The 20,052-nt window shown below is 61.2% G+C and carries 18 protein-coding genes; 9 read left to right on the top strand and 9 right to left on the bottom strand.

From position 1 onward, the window contains the following. Positions 1-59: 59 nt before the first annotated feature. The 3 genes from recQ to K8B33_RS04980 form a co-directional block, all read right to left on the bottom strand. Positions 60-1,895 (bottom strand): DNA helicase RecQ, encoded by a 1,836-nt coding sequence (gene recQ, locus K8B33_RS04990; protein ID WP_223423991.1) that lies wholly within the window; start codon positions 1,893-1,895, stop codon positions 60-62. Between the two features lie 104 nt (positions 1,896-1,999). After that, entirely contained in the window at positions 2,000-2,722 is a 723-nt protein-coding gene (locus K8B33_RS04985; RefSeq protein WP_223423989.1) for a hypothetical protein, read from the bottom strand. Positions 2,723-2,740: 18 nt separating this feature from the next. Beyond that, positions 2,741-3,622, bottom strand: a complete 882-nt coding sequence (locus K8B33_RS04980) for a metal-dependent hydrolase (protein ID WP_223423987.1) — start codon at positions 3,620-3,622, stop codon at positions 2,741-2,743. Between the two features lie 150 nt (positions 3,623-3,772). On the opposite strand from K8B33_RS04980, the gene K8B33_RS04975 reads away from it, so the two are divergent. Beyond that, positions 3,773-4,807 (top strand): AraC family transcriptional regulator, encoded by a 1,035-nt coding sequence (locus K8B33_RS04975; RefSeq protein ID WP_223423985.1) that lies wholly within the window; start codon positions 3,773-3,775, stop codon positions 4,805-4,807. A 74-nt stretch (positions 4,808-4,881) separates the two neighbouring features. Here K8B33_RS04975 and K8B33_RS04970 read toward each other — a convergent pair whose 3' ends face one another. The 3 genes from K8B33_RS04970 to K8B33_RS04960 all read right to left on the bottom strand — a co-directional run bounded on the left by K8B33_RS04970 (position 4,882) and on the right by K8B33_RS04960 (position 8,472). Beyond that, positions 4,882-5,547, bottom strand: a complete 666-nt coding sequence (locus tag K8B33_RS04970; protein ID WP_223423982.1) for a hypothetical protein — start codon at positions 5,545-5,547, stop codon at positions 4,882-4,884. An 80-nt stretch (positions 5,548-5,627) separates the two neighbouring features. Further along, positions 5,628-6,317, bottom strand: coding sequence for a hypothetical protein (locus K8B33_RS04965; protein WP_223423980.1), 690 nt, complete (start codon positions 6,315-6,317; stop codon positions 5,628-5,630). 118 nt (positions 6,318-6,435) lie between these two features. Then, on the bottom strand, positions 6,436-8,472 hold the full coding sequence (locus K8B33_RS04960) for a hypothetical protein (RefSeq protein ID WP_223423978.1): 2,037 nt from the start codon (positions 8,470-8,472) through the stop codon (positions 6,436-6,438). 211 nt (positions 8,473-8,683) lie between these two features. Between K8B33_RS04960 and K8B33_RS04955 the strand changes: the two genes are divergently transcribed. Together K8B33_RS04955 and K8B33_RS04950 are read left to right on the top strand one after the other, a co-directional pair. After that, positions 8,684-8,857 carry a DUF6435 family protein gene (locus K8B33_RS04955; RefSeq protein ID WP_111656105.1) on the top strand — a complete coding sequence of 58 codons (174 nt, stop codon included), beginning with the start codon at positions 8,684-8,686 and terminating at the stop codon, positions 8,855-8,857. Between the two features lie 105 nt (positions 8,858-8,962). Beyond that, positions 8,963-9,337, top strand: a complete 375-nt coding sequence (locus K8B33_RS04950; protein WP_211315738.1) for a DUF6746 family protein — start codon at positions 8,963-8,965, stop codon at positions 9,335-9,337. Positions 9,338-9,411: 74 nt separating this feature from the next. Here K8B33_RS04950 and mltF read toward each other — a convergent pair whose 3' ends face one another. Continuing rightward, positions 9,412-10,791: a membrane-bound lytic murein transglycosylase MltF gene (gene mltF, locus K8B33_RS04945; RefSeq protein ID WP_223423976.1), complete on the bottom strand. Its 1,380-nt coding sequence runs from the start codon at positions 10,789-10,791 to the stop codon at positions 9,412-9,414. Between the two features lie 306 nt (positions 10,792-11,097). On the opposite strand from mltF, the gene K8B33_RS04940 reads away from it, so the two are divergent. The 6 genes from K8B33_RS04940 (at position 11,098) to K8B33_RS04915 (ending at position 18,610) form a co-directional block, all read left to right on the top strand. Then, a complete protein-coding gene (locus K8B33_RS04940) occupies positions 11,098-12,240 on the top strand; it encodes a ferredoxin reductase (RefSeq protein WP_223423974.1) in 1,143 nt (380 codons plus the stop codon). A gap of 26 nt (positions 12,241-12,266) precedes the next feature. Further along, positions 12,267-13,454: a fatty acid desaturase family protein gene (locus K8B33_RS04935; RefSeq protein WP_223423972.1), complete on the top strand. Its 1,188-nt coding sequence runs from the start codon at positions 12,267-12,269 to the stop codon at positions 13,452-13,454. 204 nt (positions 13,455-13,658) lie between these two features. Beyond that, positions 13,659-14,705, top strand: coding sequence for a methyltransferase domain-containing protein (locus K8B33_RS04930; RefSeq protein ID WP_223423970.1), 1,047 nt, complete (start codon positions 13,659-13,661; stop codon positions 14,703-14,705). Between the two features lie 38 nt (positions 14,706-14,743). Then, a complete protein-coding gene (locus K8B33_RS04925; RefSeq protein ID WP_223423968.1) occupies positions 14,744-15,658 on the top strand; it encodes a radical SAM protein in 915 nt (304 codons plus the stop codon). Positions 15,659-15,671: 13 nt separating this feature from the next. Next, entirely contained in the window at positions 15,672-17,819 is a 2,148-nt protein-coding gene (locus K8B33_RS04920; RefSeq protein WP_223423965.1) for an FAD-dependent oxidoreductase, read from the top strand. Continuing rightward, positions 17,819-18,610, top strand: a complete 792-nt coding sequence (locus K8B33_RS04915) for a DUF547 domain-containing protein (RefSeq protein ID WP_223423962.1) — start codon at positions 17,819-17,821, stop codon at positions 18,608-18,610. The genes K8B33_RS04920 and K8B33_RS04915 overlap by 1 nt, the downstream gene beginning before the upstream one ends. Before the next feature lie 16 nt (positions 18,611-18,626). On the opposite strand, the gene K8B33_RS04910 is transcribed toward K8B33_RS04915, so the two are convergent. Together K8B33_RS04910 and K8B33_RS04905 are read right to left on the bottom strand one after the other, a co-directional pair. After that, positions 18,627-19,643, bottom strand: a complete 1,017-nt coding sequence (locus K8B33_RS04910) for a PA2778 family cysteine peptidase (protein WP_223423960.1) — start codon at positions 19,641-19,643, stop codon at positions 18,627-18,629. A gap of 19 nt (positions 19,644-19,662) precedes the next feature. After that, a complete protein-coding gene (locus tag K8B33_RS04905; protein WP_223423958.1) occupies positions 19,663-20,013 on the bottom strand; it encodes a PA2779 family protein in 351 nt (116 codons plus the stop codon). Between the last annotated feature and the right edge of the window lie 39 nt (positions 20,014-20,052).

Genomic DNA, 20,052 nt, shown 5'->3' with positions numbered 1-20,052 from the left:
CGGGAAAATGAAATCCCGCGCCCGTGAACTTGTGTGAAATATGTGTTGCGAGGTGCGCACTACGCCCGGTATTCGTGCTCGCGAATCAGGTCAAGAAAGTCCGCCCCGAAGCGTTCCAGTTTTGTTTCGCCCACGCCGGTCACACTGAGCAGCTCGTTGTCCTTGAGCGGCCGACGTTCCACCATTTCCATCAGCGTTCGATCGTTGAAAATGACATAGGGCGGCACGCCATGCTCATCGGCGAGACGGCGGCGCAGATTGCGCAGCGCATCCCATAGTGGCTGGTCTTCCTCGGGCAACACCGGGGCTGACGCGCGAGCGCGTTTGGCAGGTGCCTCGCTGACATCCTTGCGCAGGGCGATGTCGCGTTCGCCGCGCAGTATGGGCCGGCAGGCATCCGTCAGATGCAGCGCGCCGAAGCCTTCCACGTCCACTTGCAACAGGCCGCGCGCCACCAGCTGGCGAAAAATACTGCGCCAGGTATTGGTGTCCAGATCGCTGCCGATGGCATAGGTGGACAGGTTCTGGTGGCCGAACTGACGAATTTTTTCGGTATCCGCACCGCGCAGCACATCCACCAGATGGTTGACGCCGAATCGCTGACCGGTGCGATAGACGCAGGACATGGCCTTGCGCACGGCGTCGGTGGCATCCCAGGTGGTGGGAGGATTCAGGCAGGCATCACAGTTGCCGCAATGCTCGGTGGAGTCCTCTCCGAAATAATGCAACAAGGCATGCCGTCGGCAGCTGGTGATTTCGCACAGCCCGAGCATGGCATCGAGCTTGTGGCGTTCACTGCGCTTGTGCATCTCGGAGCCGGTAGAGCCTTCCAGCATCTGCCGCAACTTGATGACATCCTCGACGCCATAGACCAGCCAGGCCGTGGCGGGCTCGCCGTCGCGGCCTGCGCGGCCGGTTTCCTGATAATACCCTTCCACACTTTTCGGCAGATCCAGATGCGCGACAAAGCGCACGTCGGGCTTGTCGATGCCCATGCCGAAGGCAATGGTGGCCACCATGATGATGCCGTCTTCACGCAGAAAACGTTGCTGGTTGCGGCGACGGGTCTCGGCAGGCAGGCCGGCGTGATAGGGCAGGGCATTGAACCCTTGCTGTTGTAACCAGGCGGCGGTGGTATCGACCTTGTTGCGAGACAGGCAATAGACGATGCCGGCATCACCGGGATGTTCGTTGCGCAGAAACCGCAGCAGTTGCTGCCGTGCATTCTGTTTCTGGGTGATGCGGTACTGGATATTCGGTCGGTCAAAGCTGCTGACGAAATGCTGCGCCTGTACCAGGTTCAGACGCTCGGCAATTTCCTGGCGGGTGCGCGGGTCTGCCGTGGCGGTCAGCGCTATGCGCGGCACATCCGGGAACTGGGCATGCAACAGCCCCAGTTGCAGATAGTCGGCGCGGAAATCGTGGCCCCACTGGGACACGCAGTGGGCCTCGTCGATGGCGAACAGCGCAATCGGGCAGCGATGCAGCAGATCAAGGGTGCGTGCCTGGGTCAGACGTTCCGGGGCCACGTAGAGCAGGTCGATGGTGCCGTCCAGCAGCGCCTGTTCCGTGGCCGCGACCTCGGCACCGGAGAGGGTCGAATTGAGAAAGCCGGCCCGGACACCCAGCTCATGCAGGGCATCGACCTGATCCTGCATCAGGGCGATCAGGGGGGAAATCACGATACCCGCGCCAGGACGTAACAGGGCGGGTAACTGATAGCACAGGGATTTGCCGCCGCCGGTGGGCATCAGTACCAGCGCGTCGTCGCCGGCCACCAGGGCATCGATGACGGCCTGCTGGTGGCCCCGGAAGCTGTGATAGCCGAAGACGCGTTCGAGTACAGCCAGTGGCGTGTCTGAGAGCGGTGTGCTTGTGAGTAGCGTGTCTGTCATGGGGCGCAAGTATACAGCCTTGGCTGCGGCTTGCCTGTAGGAGATGCGCCGGCTGCCATGTCAGCCGGCGCTTACACCGGCGCCGAAGTTGCGGGAGACGGGCGTCAGCGCTGGGGGCGGTGACTGATCAGGAAGCTGCTGAGATGGTTGCCGACAAGCGGGTACAGCGGCGGGGTGATCTGTTGCCCGAAGCGCACCAGCATGCGCTGGATCAGCGCGCGGATCATGGCGATGGCGCCATCCAGAGGCTTGCTGATGACAAAGTTGAAGTTCAGCAGGTTCTTGGGCTCTGTTGCCAGCGGCACCATCAGTTCCTCGACAATGCGGTTGAGCAGGGCAATGCCCTCGTCGAGATTCGTCGCGGTGCCGTGCTGCAGGGTCAGGATGATCTCTTCACCCCGGTGCGCCAGCGCTGGCGAGATCGGTAACTGCAACTGGTGGCTGTGCGCGGCGTCGGCCGGGGCCGGATGCACCAGGGCGTGAAAATGGCGAATCACCGGCGGCAGGCGACGGCTGGCAATGCGGCCACCGGCCCAGCCGACGTAGTGACGTGCCTTGTCTTTCACATCATCGGCAATGCGCCGGGCGTCCTGCAGGGCTTTCACGTCGTACTGTGTGCCGATGTCATCCAGCAGCGTGATCAGGGTGGTATCAATGATGTCGCAGTAGGCGTCCACCAGCAGATCAATGCCCTGCGCCTTGTCCTGATCGGTCAGCCGGCCATTGGCACGCAGCACCAGCGCATCCAGTTGTGCCGGGATGTGCGCGGCCAGCGGGGTGCGCACCGACGCGGTCATGGCGGCAGGGGGGAGGGTTTGGGGTGTCATATCAGCTCTCGTCTTGAGTTAATGCCTGGCCTTGAGCATGTGCTGCATGCTGCCGTCATTGCCGAACAGCTTCTGTTGCCATTCGGCTTCCAGTGCCCGGGTGTCATGTTTTGCGGGATGGAAATCCCGGCGGGCAAATAACGGCATCTTGCGCAGGATGCGGGTCACAAACCCGCGTCGTCCGAACAGGATGCCGGCGCCTCGTGCCAGATCACCCGGACGCCGCCAGGCGCGCTCCTTGATAATCAGATATCCCCAGCTGAAGGCGATTGCCGGAATCATGACAGTGGCCACCAGCGGGAACGCCAGGATACGTTCCCGGCGACGGTTACCGATCAGTTCATACACGTCGTAAGCGACGGATTTGTGTTCCAGTTCTTCCATGGCGTGCCAGAGCCACATTTGCAGCATGCGCGGCTCGGCGCGGCTGCGAAAGCGCTCGTCGGTCAGCAGTTGCTCGCCGAGCAGTGCGGTGAAGTGTTCCATGAAGGTCGTGCAGGCCAGTTGCTGACTGGGTGGCAGTTTTTCCAGCAGGCGCAGGGCCGTGGCCACGGCCAGTTCCGGGACGCGGGTGTTGATGCCCTGGGTTTGCAGCAGGTCATTCAGGCGCTCGTGTTCGCGGGCGTGGATCGCTTCCTGGCCAATAAAGCCGGCCACCTGGGCCTTCAGCACCGGGTCGGTGACCTGGTCGCGGTAATGCCGCACCGACTCCACAAAAAAGCGTTCGCCGGGCGGGAAGAAGCCGGACAGCACGGCCAGAAACAGGGTCATGGTGGCGTTGTCATCGTAGACGTAGCGGGGCGCGTCATCGGGCAGCGCAAAGTGCACCGGGCGCGGGGGGATACCGACGCTGGCGCCCCCCTTTGGCGGTTTTGGTGTGCTGGCGGATGTTCCGGTCATGTTACCTCCTCGCAAACCGTGACAGTCTGTGATGTCTGTGTTGATGCTTTTCTGATGGTACTTGTGTGGCAGAACGGCGGAAGGTTATCTTTCTCCATAAATCGGTCATTAGGGGCCGTCTATTAAGGGCCGTCTATAAAGGGACATGTATTGAACGAACACGCATCGGAACCCGCAGCAGGCGTACTGCTGGGCGAATATGCCGAGATGCTCTGTCAGTTCATGGGGCAGGCGCACCCCGTGTCGGCATTACTGGCGGGCACCGGCCTCAGTCGTGACCTGTTCAGCGAGCCGGGTTACCGCCTCAGCATGACCGCCACCCGGCGCCTGCTGCGCAATGCCCGGCAACTGGACCCTGCTCCGGATCTGGGCATGCGGCTGGGTCAGCCACTGAATTTCGGCAGCCATGGTTTTCTGGGTTATGCCGCGATTTCCAGCAGCACATTGGGGCAGGCGTTTGAACTGGCCGTGCGCTATATCCGTACCCGCGCCGGGCTGTTCGATATCCAGATGCTGCAGGACGGCGACATGACCGTGGTGCGCTTTGATGCGCGCCATGCGCTGGATGATTTGCTGCCGCTGGTGTGTGATGCGCTGGTGACCTCGATACTGAGTATCGGCGAGCAGATGTTCCGGGTGATACCGGCGCACCGGGTGCACCTGCTGTTGCCTTACGGCGAAGCACCGCACCACCAACGCTGGCGAGAGCACAGTGACTTTCAATTGCACTTCGGGCAGCTGCATTTGGGTGCCAGCGCGCTGGTGATCCGTTTCCCGGCGCAATGGATGGCGGCGCCGCTGGATACGGCGGACCCGCAGCTGGCCATGCTTGCCGCCGCCCGCTGTGAGGAAGAGTTACGCCTGGCCGGTGGCGCAGATGACGTGATTATTCAGGTGCGGCAGCTCGCCCGCCGTTTTCTGCGAGAGGACAACGCGCAGCAGTGTGTGGCAGATGCCATGCATATCAGCGTGCGTACGTTGCGCCGTCATCTGGCGCGCGCCAATACCACCTACAAGGCGTTGTCTGATGTGCTGCGTCATGAGCTGGCGGTGGATCTGTTGCGCGACAGGACGCGCTCGGTCGAGGATATTGCCAGCGAGCTGGGCTACAGCGATCCCTCCAATTTCGGCCGCGCTTTCCGGCGCTGGGCGGGTATGTCCCCGCGGCAGTTTCGTCAGCAGTAAGGCGAGGCGCCCGCTGAGCTCAGCGGGCGCCTGTTTCGCCGGGGACGGGGACCTGTCTCCTGCCGTGTATCGCGTTAGAAACTCCAGCGAACCCCGAGGCGGATCTCGTCCGTGTCCAGATCATCACCATCGGCATCCAGACGTTCAAAGCGGAAATCCAGCGCCACGGCGAACTGGGGCGTGGCGTGGTACAGGCCACGCACGGCGTAGCGCAACCCGTCGAGATCTACTTTGTTGCCGCCACCAAAATCGAAGCTGCCGTAGTCCACGAATCCTATGGCGGGGTTGATCTCGAGCTGGGGCAGCGGCATCCAGCGCAGCCCGGCGGTAATGCCGTAGCCTCCGGAGGTTTTGAAATCAGCGAGGATGAATTCTTCATAGGTCAGGGTGCCATAGGCGTCCAGACGGCTACCGTTATTCTGCATCAGCGGCAGATAGCCGCCGCCGCCGAAGGAGAAGGCGCCAAGGGTGGGGTCCGTCCCCCCTGAGACGTCGACCTCGGCGCTGGTGGCGCGGGCAGTAACAAAGAACTGCGGTGCGACCTCTGCCATGGCTTCCAGGCTGAAGCCGCGGTAATCAAGGTCGTCCGGGCCGGCACTGATCTCACCGTCAACGAGATAGTCCAGCTGGACAAAACTATAGCTGATATCCGCATGGGCTGTGCCGACATGCAGCAGCCCGACGGAGGCCAGCGCCAAGGTGACTGGGCGCCATGTATTGGTGTGGATAGGCTTCGTCATAGTGACATCCTCGTCAGGGCGCCAGCCTGTGGGGTCAGCTGGCGCATGGATCGTACGGGATCCAGTTGCACGGGATGTGCTCAATAGTGCCAGCGCACCCCGAGGCGGATCTCGTCAATGTCCAGATCATCGGCATCGGCATCCAGACGTTCAAAATGGAAACCCAGCCCTAAGGCCAGCGTGGTAGTGACGTGAAAGAGGCCGCGCACGCCATAGCGCAACCCGTCGACGTCCAGCTTGCCGCCACCGGTATCGAGGCTGCCATAGTCCACCATGGCCACCGACGGATTGATTTCAATCTGATGAGTCGGAAACCAGCGCAGCCCCGCGGTTATGCCGTAGCCGCCGGAGCTCTTGAACTCCGCCAGGGAAAATTCTTCATACGTGAGGGAGCCATACGCGTCGAGACGGCTGTCGTTGCCTTGCATCAGCGGCAGGTAGCCGCCGCCACCGAAAGAGAAAAAGTCCAGATTGACGCCGGGTGCCCCGGATAGCTCGACTTCGGCGCTGGTGGCACGTGCGGCAACAAAAAACTGCGGTACGACTTCCGCCATGACTTCTATGCCGAAGCCGCTGTAATCAAGATCGTCCGAGCCGCCACTGATCTCGGCATCAACGAGGTAGTCCAGCTGAACAAAATCATAACTGATATCCGCACGGGCTGTGCCGGCATGCAACAGCCCGGCGGCGGCCAGGGCCAGGGCGATCGGTCGCCATTGATCGGTGTAAGCAAGCAGGGACGGAGTGTGAACCAGAGTCTGGTTTGGCATGGAGAAATCCTTGTCAGAGTGAGCGTCGTAACCTCCTGCTATTGAAGACGCTGAAGCGGCCACGGCACAGGCCAGATTCCGGCCATTTCTGTACGATTTTTCGGCGTTGTTTCTGGTACTAAAGTTTCTGTTCGCGCTGCCACAGAGCGTGGCTCAAGCGGGTCAGCGCCTGGGCCAGATGGCGACGATAGCTGCGTTCGGACATCGACAGTGCCTCGGCGGCCAGTTGCTGGTTGGCGGCGGGGTGCAGATAGGTGCGCTGGAGAATCTTTTCGTGATGGCCGTTGCCGCCTTCCCGCGTGAGTTGTGTGCAGGTCTGTGCCAGCAGATTGCGCAAGGCTTCTGCCCGGCATGCCGGGTCGCAGCTCTGCTCGGCCGCGTGCGTGACCAGGCGGCTGCCCAGCAGGGGATTGCTGCGCAGCTTGTCCGGGGCATGATAGGCGCGCAACGCCTGCCTGACCGCTTCCTGAAATCCGTTCTGATCCAGCAGCGGCGGCGTATCCAGCTGGGCGGGTAGTGCGCGCAACCGTTCGTGCAGGCTGTGTATCCAGACCAGCGGCGGGATGGCCAGGCAATCATGCACGTACAGCTGGCGCTGGTGGCCGGCAATGTCCAGGCGCCCACCGGGCAGGGGTTGATGCCGCCCCTGTTCGGAAATTTTTTCCCAGGCGGGGTGCGCCGGTTGCAGGTGGAACATGTAGGCCAGGTTGCGGGTCGTCAGGGTGCGGAACAACAGGTAGGCACAGATGCGCGTCTGTACGGGGGAGATGGCCTGATATTCCTGTGCTGACATCCAGAAGCGGGTCAACAGCGCCGCATGGTGTGGCGGCAGGTCCGGTTGCGCCGCGAGAAAGTCCAGCACTGGCTGCAACACCGGATCAGTGCGCGCCGCGTCGGGATCGACGCGCGTCACATCCAGGCTGAACAGAAAGCCGACCAGTGACAGATTGCGATCGCGCACGGCCACCAGCCCCTCGGGCTGCTGGGCATGCCAGTGCTCCAGATGCTGGCGCGCCTCAGCGCCTTCATGGCGCTCCACCATGGCGCAGATCAGTGGCCAGTCCGCCTCGGTGGCGCGGTCGCAGTAGCACACCTGTTCCTGATCCAGGCGATAGGCCTGGCTGACCAGAAAGGTATCGCGCTGGATATAGAACAGATCCAGCGCGCACTGTTCGTGGTCGGTGAGCAGACCACTGGCAATCTGGCGAATGGTTTCACCGTAGGCGCGGGCAATCAGGGTCTCGTAACGTTGCGGATTGCGTTGCCGCAGATCGCTGATGATCGCATTGCGCACCAGATCGTGCGGCATCAGCCCACGCTCGCCCTGGCGAATAAACGATTGCCGTCGGAGCCAGTCGAACAGGGCGGGCGCGTCTTCGCGCTCGGTCATGGCAGCCAGCATGGGTTCGTTGAGCGCACGCACCAGCGCGGTGGCCTGTATCGCCAGACGCTGCGCGGGCACATCGATGTCGCGCAGCAGCCGTGAAATCAGTTGGGCTTGCAGGGGCTCCCGGGCGTCGTCCGTGAGTTGCAGATGCGGGTCCCGCAGCAGCAGATCGGCGGTCAGTGCCAGTGCCAGGGCATTGCCATGGGCCAGTTCGCGGGCACGATCATGCAGTGCCACGGGCAGCTGGCGCCGCAGCAGAAAATGTCGGGTTTCCTCGTCGTCAAAATCCGGCAGCGCTTCCGTGCGCATCAATTGCGCCCAGCCACAGTCGGCACACCATTCCGGCGAAGGCGGGTTGCGGCTGGCGATGACGGTACGGACATGGGTGGGCAAGGACGGCAGAAACTGATCACGCAACCAGCCTTCCAGCATGGCAATGCGCTCGAAGGTATCCAGTAGCAACACCGCTGGCTTGTCCTCATCGCCAGTGTTGAGCGGGCGCCGCAATGTCCGGTCCAGGTCGTCGGGTGTGCCGGGCAGGTTCTGCGCATCGAAATAGCAGGCCTGCACGCCCTGTTGCTGTGCCTGGCGCTGGTATTCGGCCAGCAACTGGCTTTTGCCCGTGCCGCCGGGCGCATAGATATACAACACGCGCAGTGCGCTGTCGGGCGCAATCAGCGTGTTGAAATGGTGCAGTTGTTTTTCGCGGCCCACAAACATGTGGGCGCGGGCGAGCTCCAGCTCTTCCCTGATCGTGCGTGGCACCATGGTCCTTGATCCCGTTCACCCTGAGGTACGTGGATATTCTTGCATGAATGCAAGTGGCCTGAGCAGTACCAGCGCACGTTGCCGAGCCTGCTACCGGCCATCCGCTGCGGCGGGATTTCACGGCGGTGGCACGCACTATCTGTTCCTATGGTGTGGTTTCCATTGAGCCCATCAATGGAATGCTCAGACGTCACCGCATCAGGAGCCGACAATGTTGGGATTTCTTCGTACTGATCCGAAAAAGAAGCTGCAGAAAGCCTATGAGGCAAAACTCCAGCAGGCGATGACGTTGCAGCGCAACGGCGACATTCGCGGTTATTCCCTGATGACCGAGGAAGCAGAGGCGATCTATGCCCGACTGAAAGCGCTGGAACAGACCGACTGAGCTGCGTCGTCTTGCCTTGCCTGGTGCGGCACCTTTCTAAACGGTAGTGATATGCATTATCATTATCGGAAGTGCCCATTCCGGGCCCGTTTGTGTGGAGGCACGATGAACAAGGTATGGGGTATGCGTGTGGTCGGTCTGGTGCTGTTGGTAGCCAGCCCGGCAGTGTTGGCAGACAGAGCCGATCACTTTGAAGGCAAGCCAGCGGATACGCTGGCGGACGCGGTGGCCAACATGTCCGAGTACAACAAGCAGCTGGCGGCGATTCTGGCGCAGGGTGCGCTCAGCCCGCAGGACATGCACAACGTACATCAGCTGACGTACACGCTGGAAAATGCGTTGGCGAAAATACGCGCTGAAGTGGTCGAGTTGGCTGATGTGCTCGAGGCGGTGCATGTGGCCTCGGAGACGGCGGACACCGACGCCGTATTGGAGTCTGGTGCTGTCTATCTGGATACTGCCCGGATTCTTGTGCCCTGACAGGGGGCCATTCTTTGTTGGCGTGGTGGTTGTGGCCCTCGCCCCCCGAGGGCCGTCACGCTAAGCCTGGTTAACTATTCAAAGCCGGTCGCAATCACATCCTGGTAGTTGCGAATACGTTGCACGTAATGCACGGGCTCGTAGCCCCGGGCGTAGCCGTAGCGAGTTTGCGGGTAGTAGCGCGGGTCGGCTTTCAGCGGCAGGACTTCGCGCATGTCTTCCCAGGAATCCGGGTTCTTGCCCAGGTTGCGGGCCAGCTGGCGGGCGTCCAGCAGGTGGCCGCGACCGATGTTGTAGCTGGCCAGGGCCAGGTAGGTGCGATCGGGTTCCGGGATGGTGTCGGGCAGGCGCGCGTGCAGGTCTGCAAGGTAGCGGGCGCCGCCGTCGATGGCCTGGGGTGGGTCAAGGCGGTCAACACCGAGGGATTCTGCGGTGCGTTGGGTCAGCATCATCAGCCCGCGTACGCCGGTGGCGGAGCGGGCTTCCGGGTCCCAGTGTGACTCCTGGTAGGCCAGGGATGCCAGCAGTTCGGCGGGCATGCCGGTGTTTTCCTCAGCGCGGGTGAAGTGGCGGCGGAAATTGGGCAGGCGGTCGCCCAGACGACGGTTCAGGGCACGCAGATCAACGAAGTCGAAGTCGCTGATATAGGCGTAGTAACGGCTTTCCATGGCGGCGATTGCGGCATCTCCGGCGCCGCTTTTCATCCAGCCGTGGGCGGTCGTGGCGAGGCTGTCATTGCCCTGTGGCAGATACCAGCCCAGATTCTGACCTTCTGACAGGTCAGCAATGATTTCCAGCGCAGGCCAGTACCGGCGGGTGACCTGCACGATGTTGGAATCGGCGACAGTGCAGTCGATGCGGCCGTTGGCCACCTGGGAGAGCAGGATTTCGGTGCTGTGACGGGTGCTCTCGGTAAAGGTGATGCTGCTGTCGGCTTCTTGCAGTGTTTTCAGTGTGTCGGCATAGCTTGAGCCGGCAGTGACGTGGGTGTTCAGTCGCGGCAGATCCGCAGCGCTGCGAGGAATGGGGCGGAGCTCGCGGTTGCAGACCAGTTGTTGTTTGATCTCTGTATGGGCCGGGCCTTGCACGAAGCGCGCGTCGCGGGCAGACCCGTGCGTGAGTCCCGCTGCAGCCAGGTGGACGGTGCCTTGCTCCAGGGCCTGCAGAACGTCTGCGGTGGAGTCCAGCATGAGCCATTCCACTTCCCAGTCATGATCCCGGGCAAAGGCGGAAACAAGATCGTACTCCGGGCCGATGGCGCGCTCGTGACGATCCAGGTAATAGGTCGTTGAACCGTTACGTGTGGCAACCTTGAGAACGCCATCTTCTTCCAGCGACGAGAGAGTGGCGGCTTCGCGCGGGGTGTCGCCGCAGGCGCTCAGTAACAATGCGGCAGCCGGGACAAACGAGGAGGTAACCGCCGAGGTAAGGGATAGATGCTGAAGAAATTTCATTATTTTCACCCGATCAGTATTTGAAACCAGACTACAGGTTTTTACGTAATATTTAAAATTCTTCTTTAATAACAATAAGTAACCATTTTTTGACGTGATAATGACGCGTGATATTTTCTTTTTTCAAGTGAATGTTGTGGCGCAACCGATCGCCACTGTCTGAATTTTGTCTTTACAGGACAGCGTGGGATTTGTCAGCGCGGGTAACGCTATGTAAAGCGGGCATTTATCTTTTGACAGCATCCGGTGCTCCTGACCACTATGGAGTTCGGAATATGCAGTCAAGAACAATAAAAGGAGAAAACAATGGCACCTGCTCCCGCTATGCCACCGCCGGAACGTCCCGCCCGGTCGCCCTGGCACTGGCTGACAACCGTGACGGATATGTTCGCTTTCCCGTTGCGCACGTCGCATTACGTTGAACTGGTCAACCCGTTATGGAGTACGCACAAGCTGCAGGCGCGGGTCGAGGCAGTCTGGGATGAAACTCGTGACGCCCGCACGGTAACACTGCGCCCCGGATTGAACTGGCGGGGCCACCGGGCCGGGCAGCATGTGCGAGTCGGTGTGCCGGTGGAGGGCAAGCATTACACCCGCACCTACACCATTTCCTCTCCGCCGGAACGCGATGACGGCTGTTTCACGATTACCGTCAAGGCGATTGACGGGGGGCGTATTTCCCACCATATCGTGCGCAACCTGAAAGTGGGCGACTACCTGCCGGTAGGGTTACCCCAGGGCGATTTTTACCTGCCGGATGCGCAGCCGGTGTTGCCCTTGTTCATTACCGCTGGCAGCGGCATCACGCCGGCCATGAGCATGTTGCGCAGCCTGATTGCACAGCAGCGCCTGCCGGACACCGTGCATTTGCATTATGCGCCACACAGATTTGATGTGGTGTTTGGCAAGGAGCTGGAGCAACTGGCGGCAAAACACGAGCGATACAATTTGCTCATGCAATTCACCCGGGATATTGATGAGGTGCCGGATGCCGCGCAGGCAGGGGCGGGCTACTTCAGCGCGGCGCAGTTGGCGGCCTCGTGTCCTGACTGGCGTGAGCGTGAGGTGTATGCCTGCGGACCACCGGCACTGCTGGCTGCCCTGACAGAACATTTCGAGGAAGCCGGGCGTGGCGCGCATCTGCACATCGAGCGCTTCCGGGCGGAATTTGCCCGGGTGCCTGTGGATGCGGTGGGTGGCAGGGTGCGCTTTGCCAAAAGCAGTGCCGAGGTTGAGGCGGACAGTAATACCAGCCTGCTGCGCGTGGCGGAGGATGCCGGTATGAACCCGCCGCACGGGTGCCGTATGGGTATCTGTCATACCTGTAATACGACATTGCTGTCCGGCTGTGTGCGGGACTTGCGTAATGGCGCCGTCATCAACGAGGTGGGTGCCACGGTACAAACGTGTGTATGTGCGGCGGCCGGCGATTGCGAGCTGGATCTGTGAGCCTGATCTGTTAGAGGAATAACCGCATGACAACTGCAAAATTGCCTGTGAATCTGACCGACGCCCAGATCGCCGAACTGGGCCGCGAGCTGGATGCGATTCGCGAGGAAGTAATGGCATCGCGTGGCGAGCGCGACCGCAAGTACATCCTGCGATTGATCAAGACACAACGCAGCATGGCGGTGCTGGGGCGTATCATCATTTACCTGTCACTGTTCCTGTTGCCCGCCTGGGGGCACGCGCTGGCGGGCTGGTGGCCCTGTCTGCTGGTCATGGGTGTGGGCACGCTGATGCTCGGGCTGGCAAAAATCCTGGAGAACATGGAAATCGCCCACAATGTGTTGCACGGCCAGTGGGACTGGATGAAAGACCCGGAGGTGCAGTCCAATACCTGGGAGTGGGACACCATGAGCCCATCGGATCGCTGGATGCAGTCACATAACGTGGTGCATCACACCTGGACCAATGTGGTGGGCAAGGATCTGGATGTGGGCTACGGCATCATGCGTGTGACGCCGTTGCAGAAATGGCATCCGATGTATCTGTTTCAATCGCTGTATTTTGTGCTGTTGATGCTGTTTTTCGAAGAAGGCGTAGCGCTGCATGAGCAGGCCATTGATGATCACCTCAAGGGTAAGAAGACACTCCGGGAGGTACTGCCGACGCTGAAACATATCGGCCGCAAGGTGCGCGGCCAGGTCATCAAGGATTACGTGATGTGGCCGGGTGCGGCGTTGCTCGTGGCGGTGCCCTTGTCATTCGTGGTGCCGCAGTCGCCCTGGCTGGTGTTTGCACTGGTGGCAGGTGCCAATTTTATCGCCAATATCATCCGTAATATCTGGACCTTCACCATTATCTTCTGTGGTCATTTCCCGGCCGGGTCACACAATTTCACCGTGGAGCAGGTGGAAGGGGAGACGCGGGCGCACTGGTATCTGCGGCAGATGCTGGGGTCCTGCAATATCCGCGGTGGTCGGCTGTTCCATATCCTGTCCGGCAATCTGAGCCATCAGATCGAGCATCACCTGTACCCGGACATGTGCAGTAACCGGTATCCGGAGGTCGCGCCACGGGTCAAGGCGCTGGCGGCCCGTTATGGCATTCCCTACAACGAGGGTTCACTGGCCCGTCAGTTCGGGACCACGACCTGGAAGATCTTCCGCTTGTCCTTCCCCGGCGGCGGCACGGATCCGGGCAGCCGACAGCCCGCCTGAGATACCCCTCGGGTCGCCCGCCAGCGGGTGGCCCTGTCCGTCATTCCCTCTTGCGCCAGCACGTATGCTGGCGCTGTCTTCACAGCGCCTCTTCATTCTGTCGTTCACACTGTCTTCAGATGCCACAAATCGTGACATGATGCATCTCTGTACGAGTCCCCATGGCAACAGCAAGAACGATGATTGAGCAGGAGCGACCCCGCAATGCGCGATGAAGTACGTGAATACTACGGCCAGACGCTGCAATCCAGCGACGATCTGCAAACCAATGCCTGCTGTGATCAGATACCGCCTGACTGGCTCAAGCCGGTGCTGGCGCAGCTGCATGACGAGGTGATCACCCGCTATTACGGCTGTGGGCTGGTGGCGCCGCAGCAGCTGGAAGGCATGCGGATACTGGATCTCGGCTGTGGCAGTGGCCGGGATGTTTACGTGCTCTCCGCGCTGGTGGGCGAGCAGGGCGAGGTGGTTGGTGTGGACATGACCGTCGAACAGCTTGAGGTGGCCGAACGTCACAAGGACTACCATCGTCAGCAGTTCGGCCACGCCAGCAGCAATGTGTCGTTCCGGCAGGGCTATATCGAGCAGCTCGACGCGCTGGGGCTGCCGGATGACTACTTCGATATCGTCGTGTCCAACTGCGTCATCAACCTCAGCCCGGACAAGGCGCAGGTGCTGCGTGAGGTGCACCGGGTGCTCAAGCCCGGTGGCGAGATGTATTTCTCTGATGTGTATGCCGACCGCCGTATCCCGGAACCACTGATGCAGGACCCGGTGCTGTATGGCGAGTGTCTGTCCGGGGCGCTCTACTGGAACGATTTCCTGAACCTGGCCAAAACCGCAGGATTTGGCGATCCACGACTGGTGGAAGACCGGCCCATCACCATCGAGAATCCGGCCATCGCCGGGAAGCTGGCGCCGGCCCGGTTCTACTCTGCCACCTGGCGGCTGTTCAAGCTGGACCAGCTCGAGCCGGCTTGCGAGGACTACGGTCAGGCGGTGATCTACCGGGGCACGGTGGCGCGCTCGCCGCAGGTGTTTCACCTGGATGCACATCACCAGATCGAACGTGGCAAGGTGTTTCCGGTCTGCGGCAACACCTGGCATATGCTCAAGGCCACCCGCTTTGCCGAGCACTTCGAGTTCGTGGGTAATTTTGACACCCACTACGGCATCTTCGAGGGATGTGGTACCGCGCTGCCCTTCAACGACGGTGCGCAACGTGACGGTGCAGCAGCGGCCTGTTGTTGAGCGACTGTTGTAAAGGTTGAATTGTGTGTAAAGGTTGAATGATGCAATTGATCAAGACGCAAGACTGGTTTCGCACACCCGGGGGTGAGCCGCGCGGTTACATCGAAGCGCCGGCCCTGCGAGAGCTGTGGTTCCACACGGGCACGGCCTGCAATCTGGCGTGTCCTTTCTGCCTGGAGGGCTCGAAGCCCGGCGATGACCGTCTGGGGCTGACCACGCTGGCAGATGTACAGCCGTTGATCGACGAGGCCTGTGAGCTGGGTGTGGCGCAATTTTCCTTCACTGGCGGCGAGCCGTTTGTGGCGAAGCAGTTCCCGCAGATTCTCGAATATGCCAGCGCCCGCCGTCCCTGCCTGGTGCTGACCAACGGCACACGGCCATTGTTGCGACGTCTGGATCAGATCGCTCACCTGGCGCAAGCGCCGCATCCGGTGTCGTTCCGCATCAGCATCGACTACCCGGACGTTGCGCGCCATGAAGCGGGCCGGGGCGTTGGCACGTTCGATGAATCGTTTCGTGCCATGCGTGCGCTGCATGATCTGGGTTTCCATGTGTCACTGGCACGCCAGTGGTCGGAAGACGAAGACACCGAGAAGGAAGAGGCGGCCTATCGCGCGCTGTTTCGCCAATACGGCCTCCCGGACGACACGCATCTGGTGTCGTTTCCCGATTTCGCACCCCCGGGCACCGAGCGCGAAACGCCGCACATTACCGAACACTGCATGACGACCTACCAGAGCGAGGCAACGCGCGCGCAGTTCATGTGTGCCTTCAGCCGCATGGTGGTCAAGGACAAGGGTCGCATGCGGGTGTACGCCTGTACGCTGGTTGACGACGATCCGCACTACGATCTCGGCAGTACACTGCGGGAAAGTCTCGATGAGCGCATCATGATGCGCCATCACCGGTGTTACAGTTGCTTCCGGTTTGGTTCGTCCTGCAGCGAGTTATAAAAAGGAATCGACTATGAACAGGCAGAAGGCCCTGATTCTGGCGCTGATCGTGGCGGCACTGGCGGTATTTTTCTGGTTCGACCTCGGGCGTTTTCTCACGCTGGAATATCTGCGCAGCAGCCTGGACGGGTTCCAGACCCTGTACAGCGAACATCGCGTGCTGACACTGGTGGTGTTCTTCGTCATATATGTGGCGGTGACCGGGTTGTCGTTGCCGGGTGCGGCCATCATGACGCTGGCGGCGGGGGCCTTCTTCGGGCTGGTGGTGGGCACGTTGCTGGTGTCGTTTGCCTCCAGCCTGGGTGCCACCATCGCGTTTCTGGTATCGCGCCTGTTGTTGCAGGATAGCGTGCAGCGACGCTTCGGCGAGCGGCTGAAACCGATCAATGAGGGCGTGCGCAAGGACGGCGCTTTTTATCTCTTTACGCTGCGGCTGGTGCCGGCGTTTCCGTTTTTTGTGATCAACCTTGTGATGGGGCTGACGCCCATTCGGACCTGGACCTTCTATTGGGTCAGCCAGGTCGGCATGCTCGCAGGCACGCTGGTGTATGTAAATGCCGGCACGCAGTTGGCCGTGATTGAATCCCCCGGTGATCTGTTGTCGCCGGGGCTGATCGGTGCTTTTGTGCTGCTCGGTCTTTTCCCCTGGATCGCCCGGGGCATCATGGGCCGGGTGCAGGCGATGAGAGTCTATGCCGGCTGGAAAAAGCCGGAAAAGTTTGATGCCAATATCGCCGTAATAGGCGCAGGCTCCGCCGGTCTGGTCACGGCCTATATCGGCGCCGCAGTCAAGGCGAAGGTGGTGCTGGTGGAACGTGACCGCATGGGCGGTGATTGCCTGAATACCGGCTGCGTGCCATCGAAAACATTGATCAAGAGCGCCCGGGTGCAGAAGACCATCGCCGGGGCTGGCAAGTACGGCATCACCACCGAGGCAGGGCAGGTGGATTTTGCTGCCGTCATGCAGCGGGTGCAGCGCGTTATCAGCAAGATCGCGCCCCACGATTCCGTTGAGCGTTATTCGGAACTGGGTGTGGATTGTCGTCAGGGACAGGCAACGATCATCTCGCCCTGGGAAATTGATGTCACTCATGCGGGCAAGACCCAACGCATTACCGCAAAAAACATTGTTATCGCCTCTGGCGGCGAACCCGCGGTGCCGCCGATTCCGGGCCTGACGGATATGGACTACCTGACGTCGGACAGCCTCTGGTCTTTGCAGAGCCGGCCGCAACGTTTGCTGGTGCTGGGCGGTGGCCCGATTGGCTGTGAGCTGGCGCAGAGCTTCGCCGGATTGGGGTCCGAGGTCACGCTGGTGGAAATGGCGCCACGCCTGTTATTGAAAGAAGACGAAGATGCAGCTGCGGCAGTGACCGCAGGCCTGGCCGCCGATGGCGTGCAGGTGCTGACCGGCTTCAAGGCGGTGCGGTTCCGCCGCGAGGGTACGGAGCAATGGGCTACAGTAGAGGGTGATAGTGGGGCGCGGGATATTGCCTTTGACCAGGTGCTGGTGGCGCTGGGGCGTCGTGCCCGCACGCAAGGGCTGGGGCTGGAAACACTGGGCATCGAACTCAGCGAGACCGGCACCGTGGCGGTGGACGAATACCTGCGCACACGCTATCCCAATATCTATGCCTGTGGTGATGTCGCCGGGCCGTATCAATTTACCCATGTGGCCGCACACCAGGCCTGGTATGTGGCGGTGAATGCCCTGTTCGGCCGGCTGAAAAAATTCAAGGTCGATTATTCCGTGATTCCCTGGTGCACCTTTACCTCCCCCGAAGTCGCCCGGGTGGGGCTCAGCGAAGCGGAAGCGACAGCGCAGGGCGTGGCCTTCGAAGTCACACGCTACGGCATTGATGATCTGGATCGTGCCATTGCCGACGGTACGGATGAGGGTTTTGTCAAAGTGCTGACCCGGCAGGGTACAGATCGCATTCTGGGCGTCACCATTGTCGGAGAACATGCCGGGGACCTGATTGCCGAGTATGTGCTGGCCATGCGCCACGGCCTGGGCCTGAACAAGATTCTGGGTACCATTCATATTTACCCGACGCTGGCCGAGGCGAACAAGTTTGCCGCTGGCGAATGGAAAAAAGCCCATGCGCCGCAAGGCCTGCTGCGCTGGGTAGAACGCTTTCACCGATGGAGTCGCTCGTGATGAAACGCCTGCTTTTGATAACATTGCTGCTGCTCGCGCCACTGGCGCAGGGCGCTGACCGTAGCTTCGACCACAGCCATGCCTTGTTTGGCGACGTCCTTGCCGCGCATGTCACCTGGCAGGATGACGGCACCGCCTCGACGGTAGACTATGCCGCGCTGAAGCAGGACGCGGCGTCCTTGCAGCGCTACCTCGATCAACTGTCGGCCGTGCCCGCAGACGACTTTGATGCGTGGCAGGCAGAGCAGCAACTGGCCTTCCTGATCAACGCCTATAACGCGTTCACGTTGAAGCTGATACTCGATAATTATCCGCTGGCATCCATCCGCAACATTGGCCGCTTCTGGGAAAACCCCTGGAAAATGCGTTTCTTCGAACTGCTGGGTGAGTCCATGCACCTGGATCAGCTGGAGCATGAGATTATTCGCGAGCCCGGTCGCTATGACGAGCCGCGCATTCACTTTGCGGTCAACTGCGCGTCAGTGGGTTGCCCGGCGCTACGCGACGAGCCTTACGTTGCCGAACAGCTGGACGCGCAACTCGAGGATGCCACGGAACGTTTTCTGCGGGACCGCACGCGCAATCGCTGGGAAGCCGACCGCGAACGCCTGGCGGTATCGAGCATTTTTCGCTGGTACAGCGAAGATTTTGACAAGGCTGCCGGCAGCCTGAAGAAATGGCTTGCGGGTTACGCGGTGTTGTTCAGTGATGACGAGGCGGTGCAGGCGCAATTACGACGCGGTAATTTCAGCGTGCGCTATCTGGATTACGACTGGTCGCTGAACGAATAAAGCACGTCGAAGCGGGTCATTCATTGCCAGCAGAAGGGTGCTGCGCTTGCAGTGCCTCCAGCGCACTGCGATAGCGGCTGCTCTCATCAGCAGCCATCGCCGCCGCCTGCCGCGCGGGCGCTTCAGCATCACTGAAGCGCTGTTGCCGGATCAAGGCCCAGGCAAGATTGTGCCAACCGGCAGGGTGCGCCGCATCGAGCGTCGTCGCGCGCCGGAACGCGACCTCTGCATCGTCAAACCGACCGCGCTGATACTGCACGTTGCCCAGCCCCATCTGCGCATGAAAACTTTGCGGCCAACGCTCAAGCGCAGCTGAGTAAGCGACTTCCGCCACCCCCGGCGACCCGGTCTGCTCAAATGGCGCAGCGGCCTGTAGCCAGGTTTGCTCCGTGGCATGCGCGGGCACCGCATCCGGCGCGTGCAAGGTCATTCCCCAGTGCGCGGCGCGCGCCCAACTCCGCTCGAACCGCTTCAGCGACAGCGTTTCGCGCTGTTGCGTCCCCGAACGCAAAATGACGTTGCCCGCCTCGAGATCAATGCCCACCACCACCGCGTAATGCCAGATCGGCAAGCGCTCGAATCCCAGATTCTGCATCACCAGCACCGGATAACCCTGCGCGAGATTGCTGGCCAGCATCCGCATATCCGCCGGGTGCGCCAATGGCAGCAGACCATAATCACGCACCGCCGCGCGCATCTCAGGCTGCAGACTACCGCGCCGCGCCGGCACGTAAACCCGGTCCCGCAGCTGCGCGACATCCGCCGGATGCCCGGCATACTCCAACACGGTGGCGAGCGCGGCAGGACCGCACTGGTAGCGACGCTGGGGATGGAAGGGCACGTCCGTCAGCTCAATGACGGATGGCCCTGCTGAGCCGTTCTCTGCTGAGCCATGCTCTGAGAAACCGTGCCGCGAGAGATCATCGGTGAGAGGCGTGCGGCTGGCGCAGGCGCCGAGAAGCAGCGCCAGGACCAGCAGGCAGACCGTGCGGGCGCACGCCGTTCGCGCGGCTGTCCGCGCAACAGAGATCATGTCCGCCGTTACGCCTTGCCTAGCGCAGAATCAGGATCAGCAGAATCAGCACCAGCAGGATGGTCACCGCACCGGCGCCGGCAGGCAGCTCATCCATCTGCGCACCGAAGGCCTGCAATTCCTGCTCACTGAGGCTCGCCACCCGCTCGGCGGCGTCCCCGGCGCTGACGCCATGGGCCATCAACGCGGCTTGCACATCATCCCGTTCCAGCAAGGTTGCCAGTCGTTGCCGTTCCTCGCTTACCGCTTGCTCGTGGAGCAGGTAATCCGTGCCGACAATACCGGCGTGGGCGGCTGGTGCGGTGACGCCGATCAACATGAAGATCAGCAGTGCATTAAGCAGGCGGTGGCGCAGTATCCCCTGGGGCATGATTGTTCTCCTGATCCGGTTCTGGTGGCTGCGGTGTGG

This window comes from Alcanivorax limicola (assembly GCF_019931215.1).
GTDB classification, from domain to species: domain Bacteria; phylum Pseudomonadota; class Gammaproteobacteria; order Pseudomonadales; family Alcanivoracaceae; genus Isoalcanivorax; species Isoalcanivorax limicola.
This window is presented reverse-complemented; position numbering and strand designations above follow the sequence as displayed.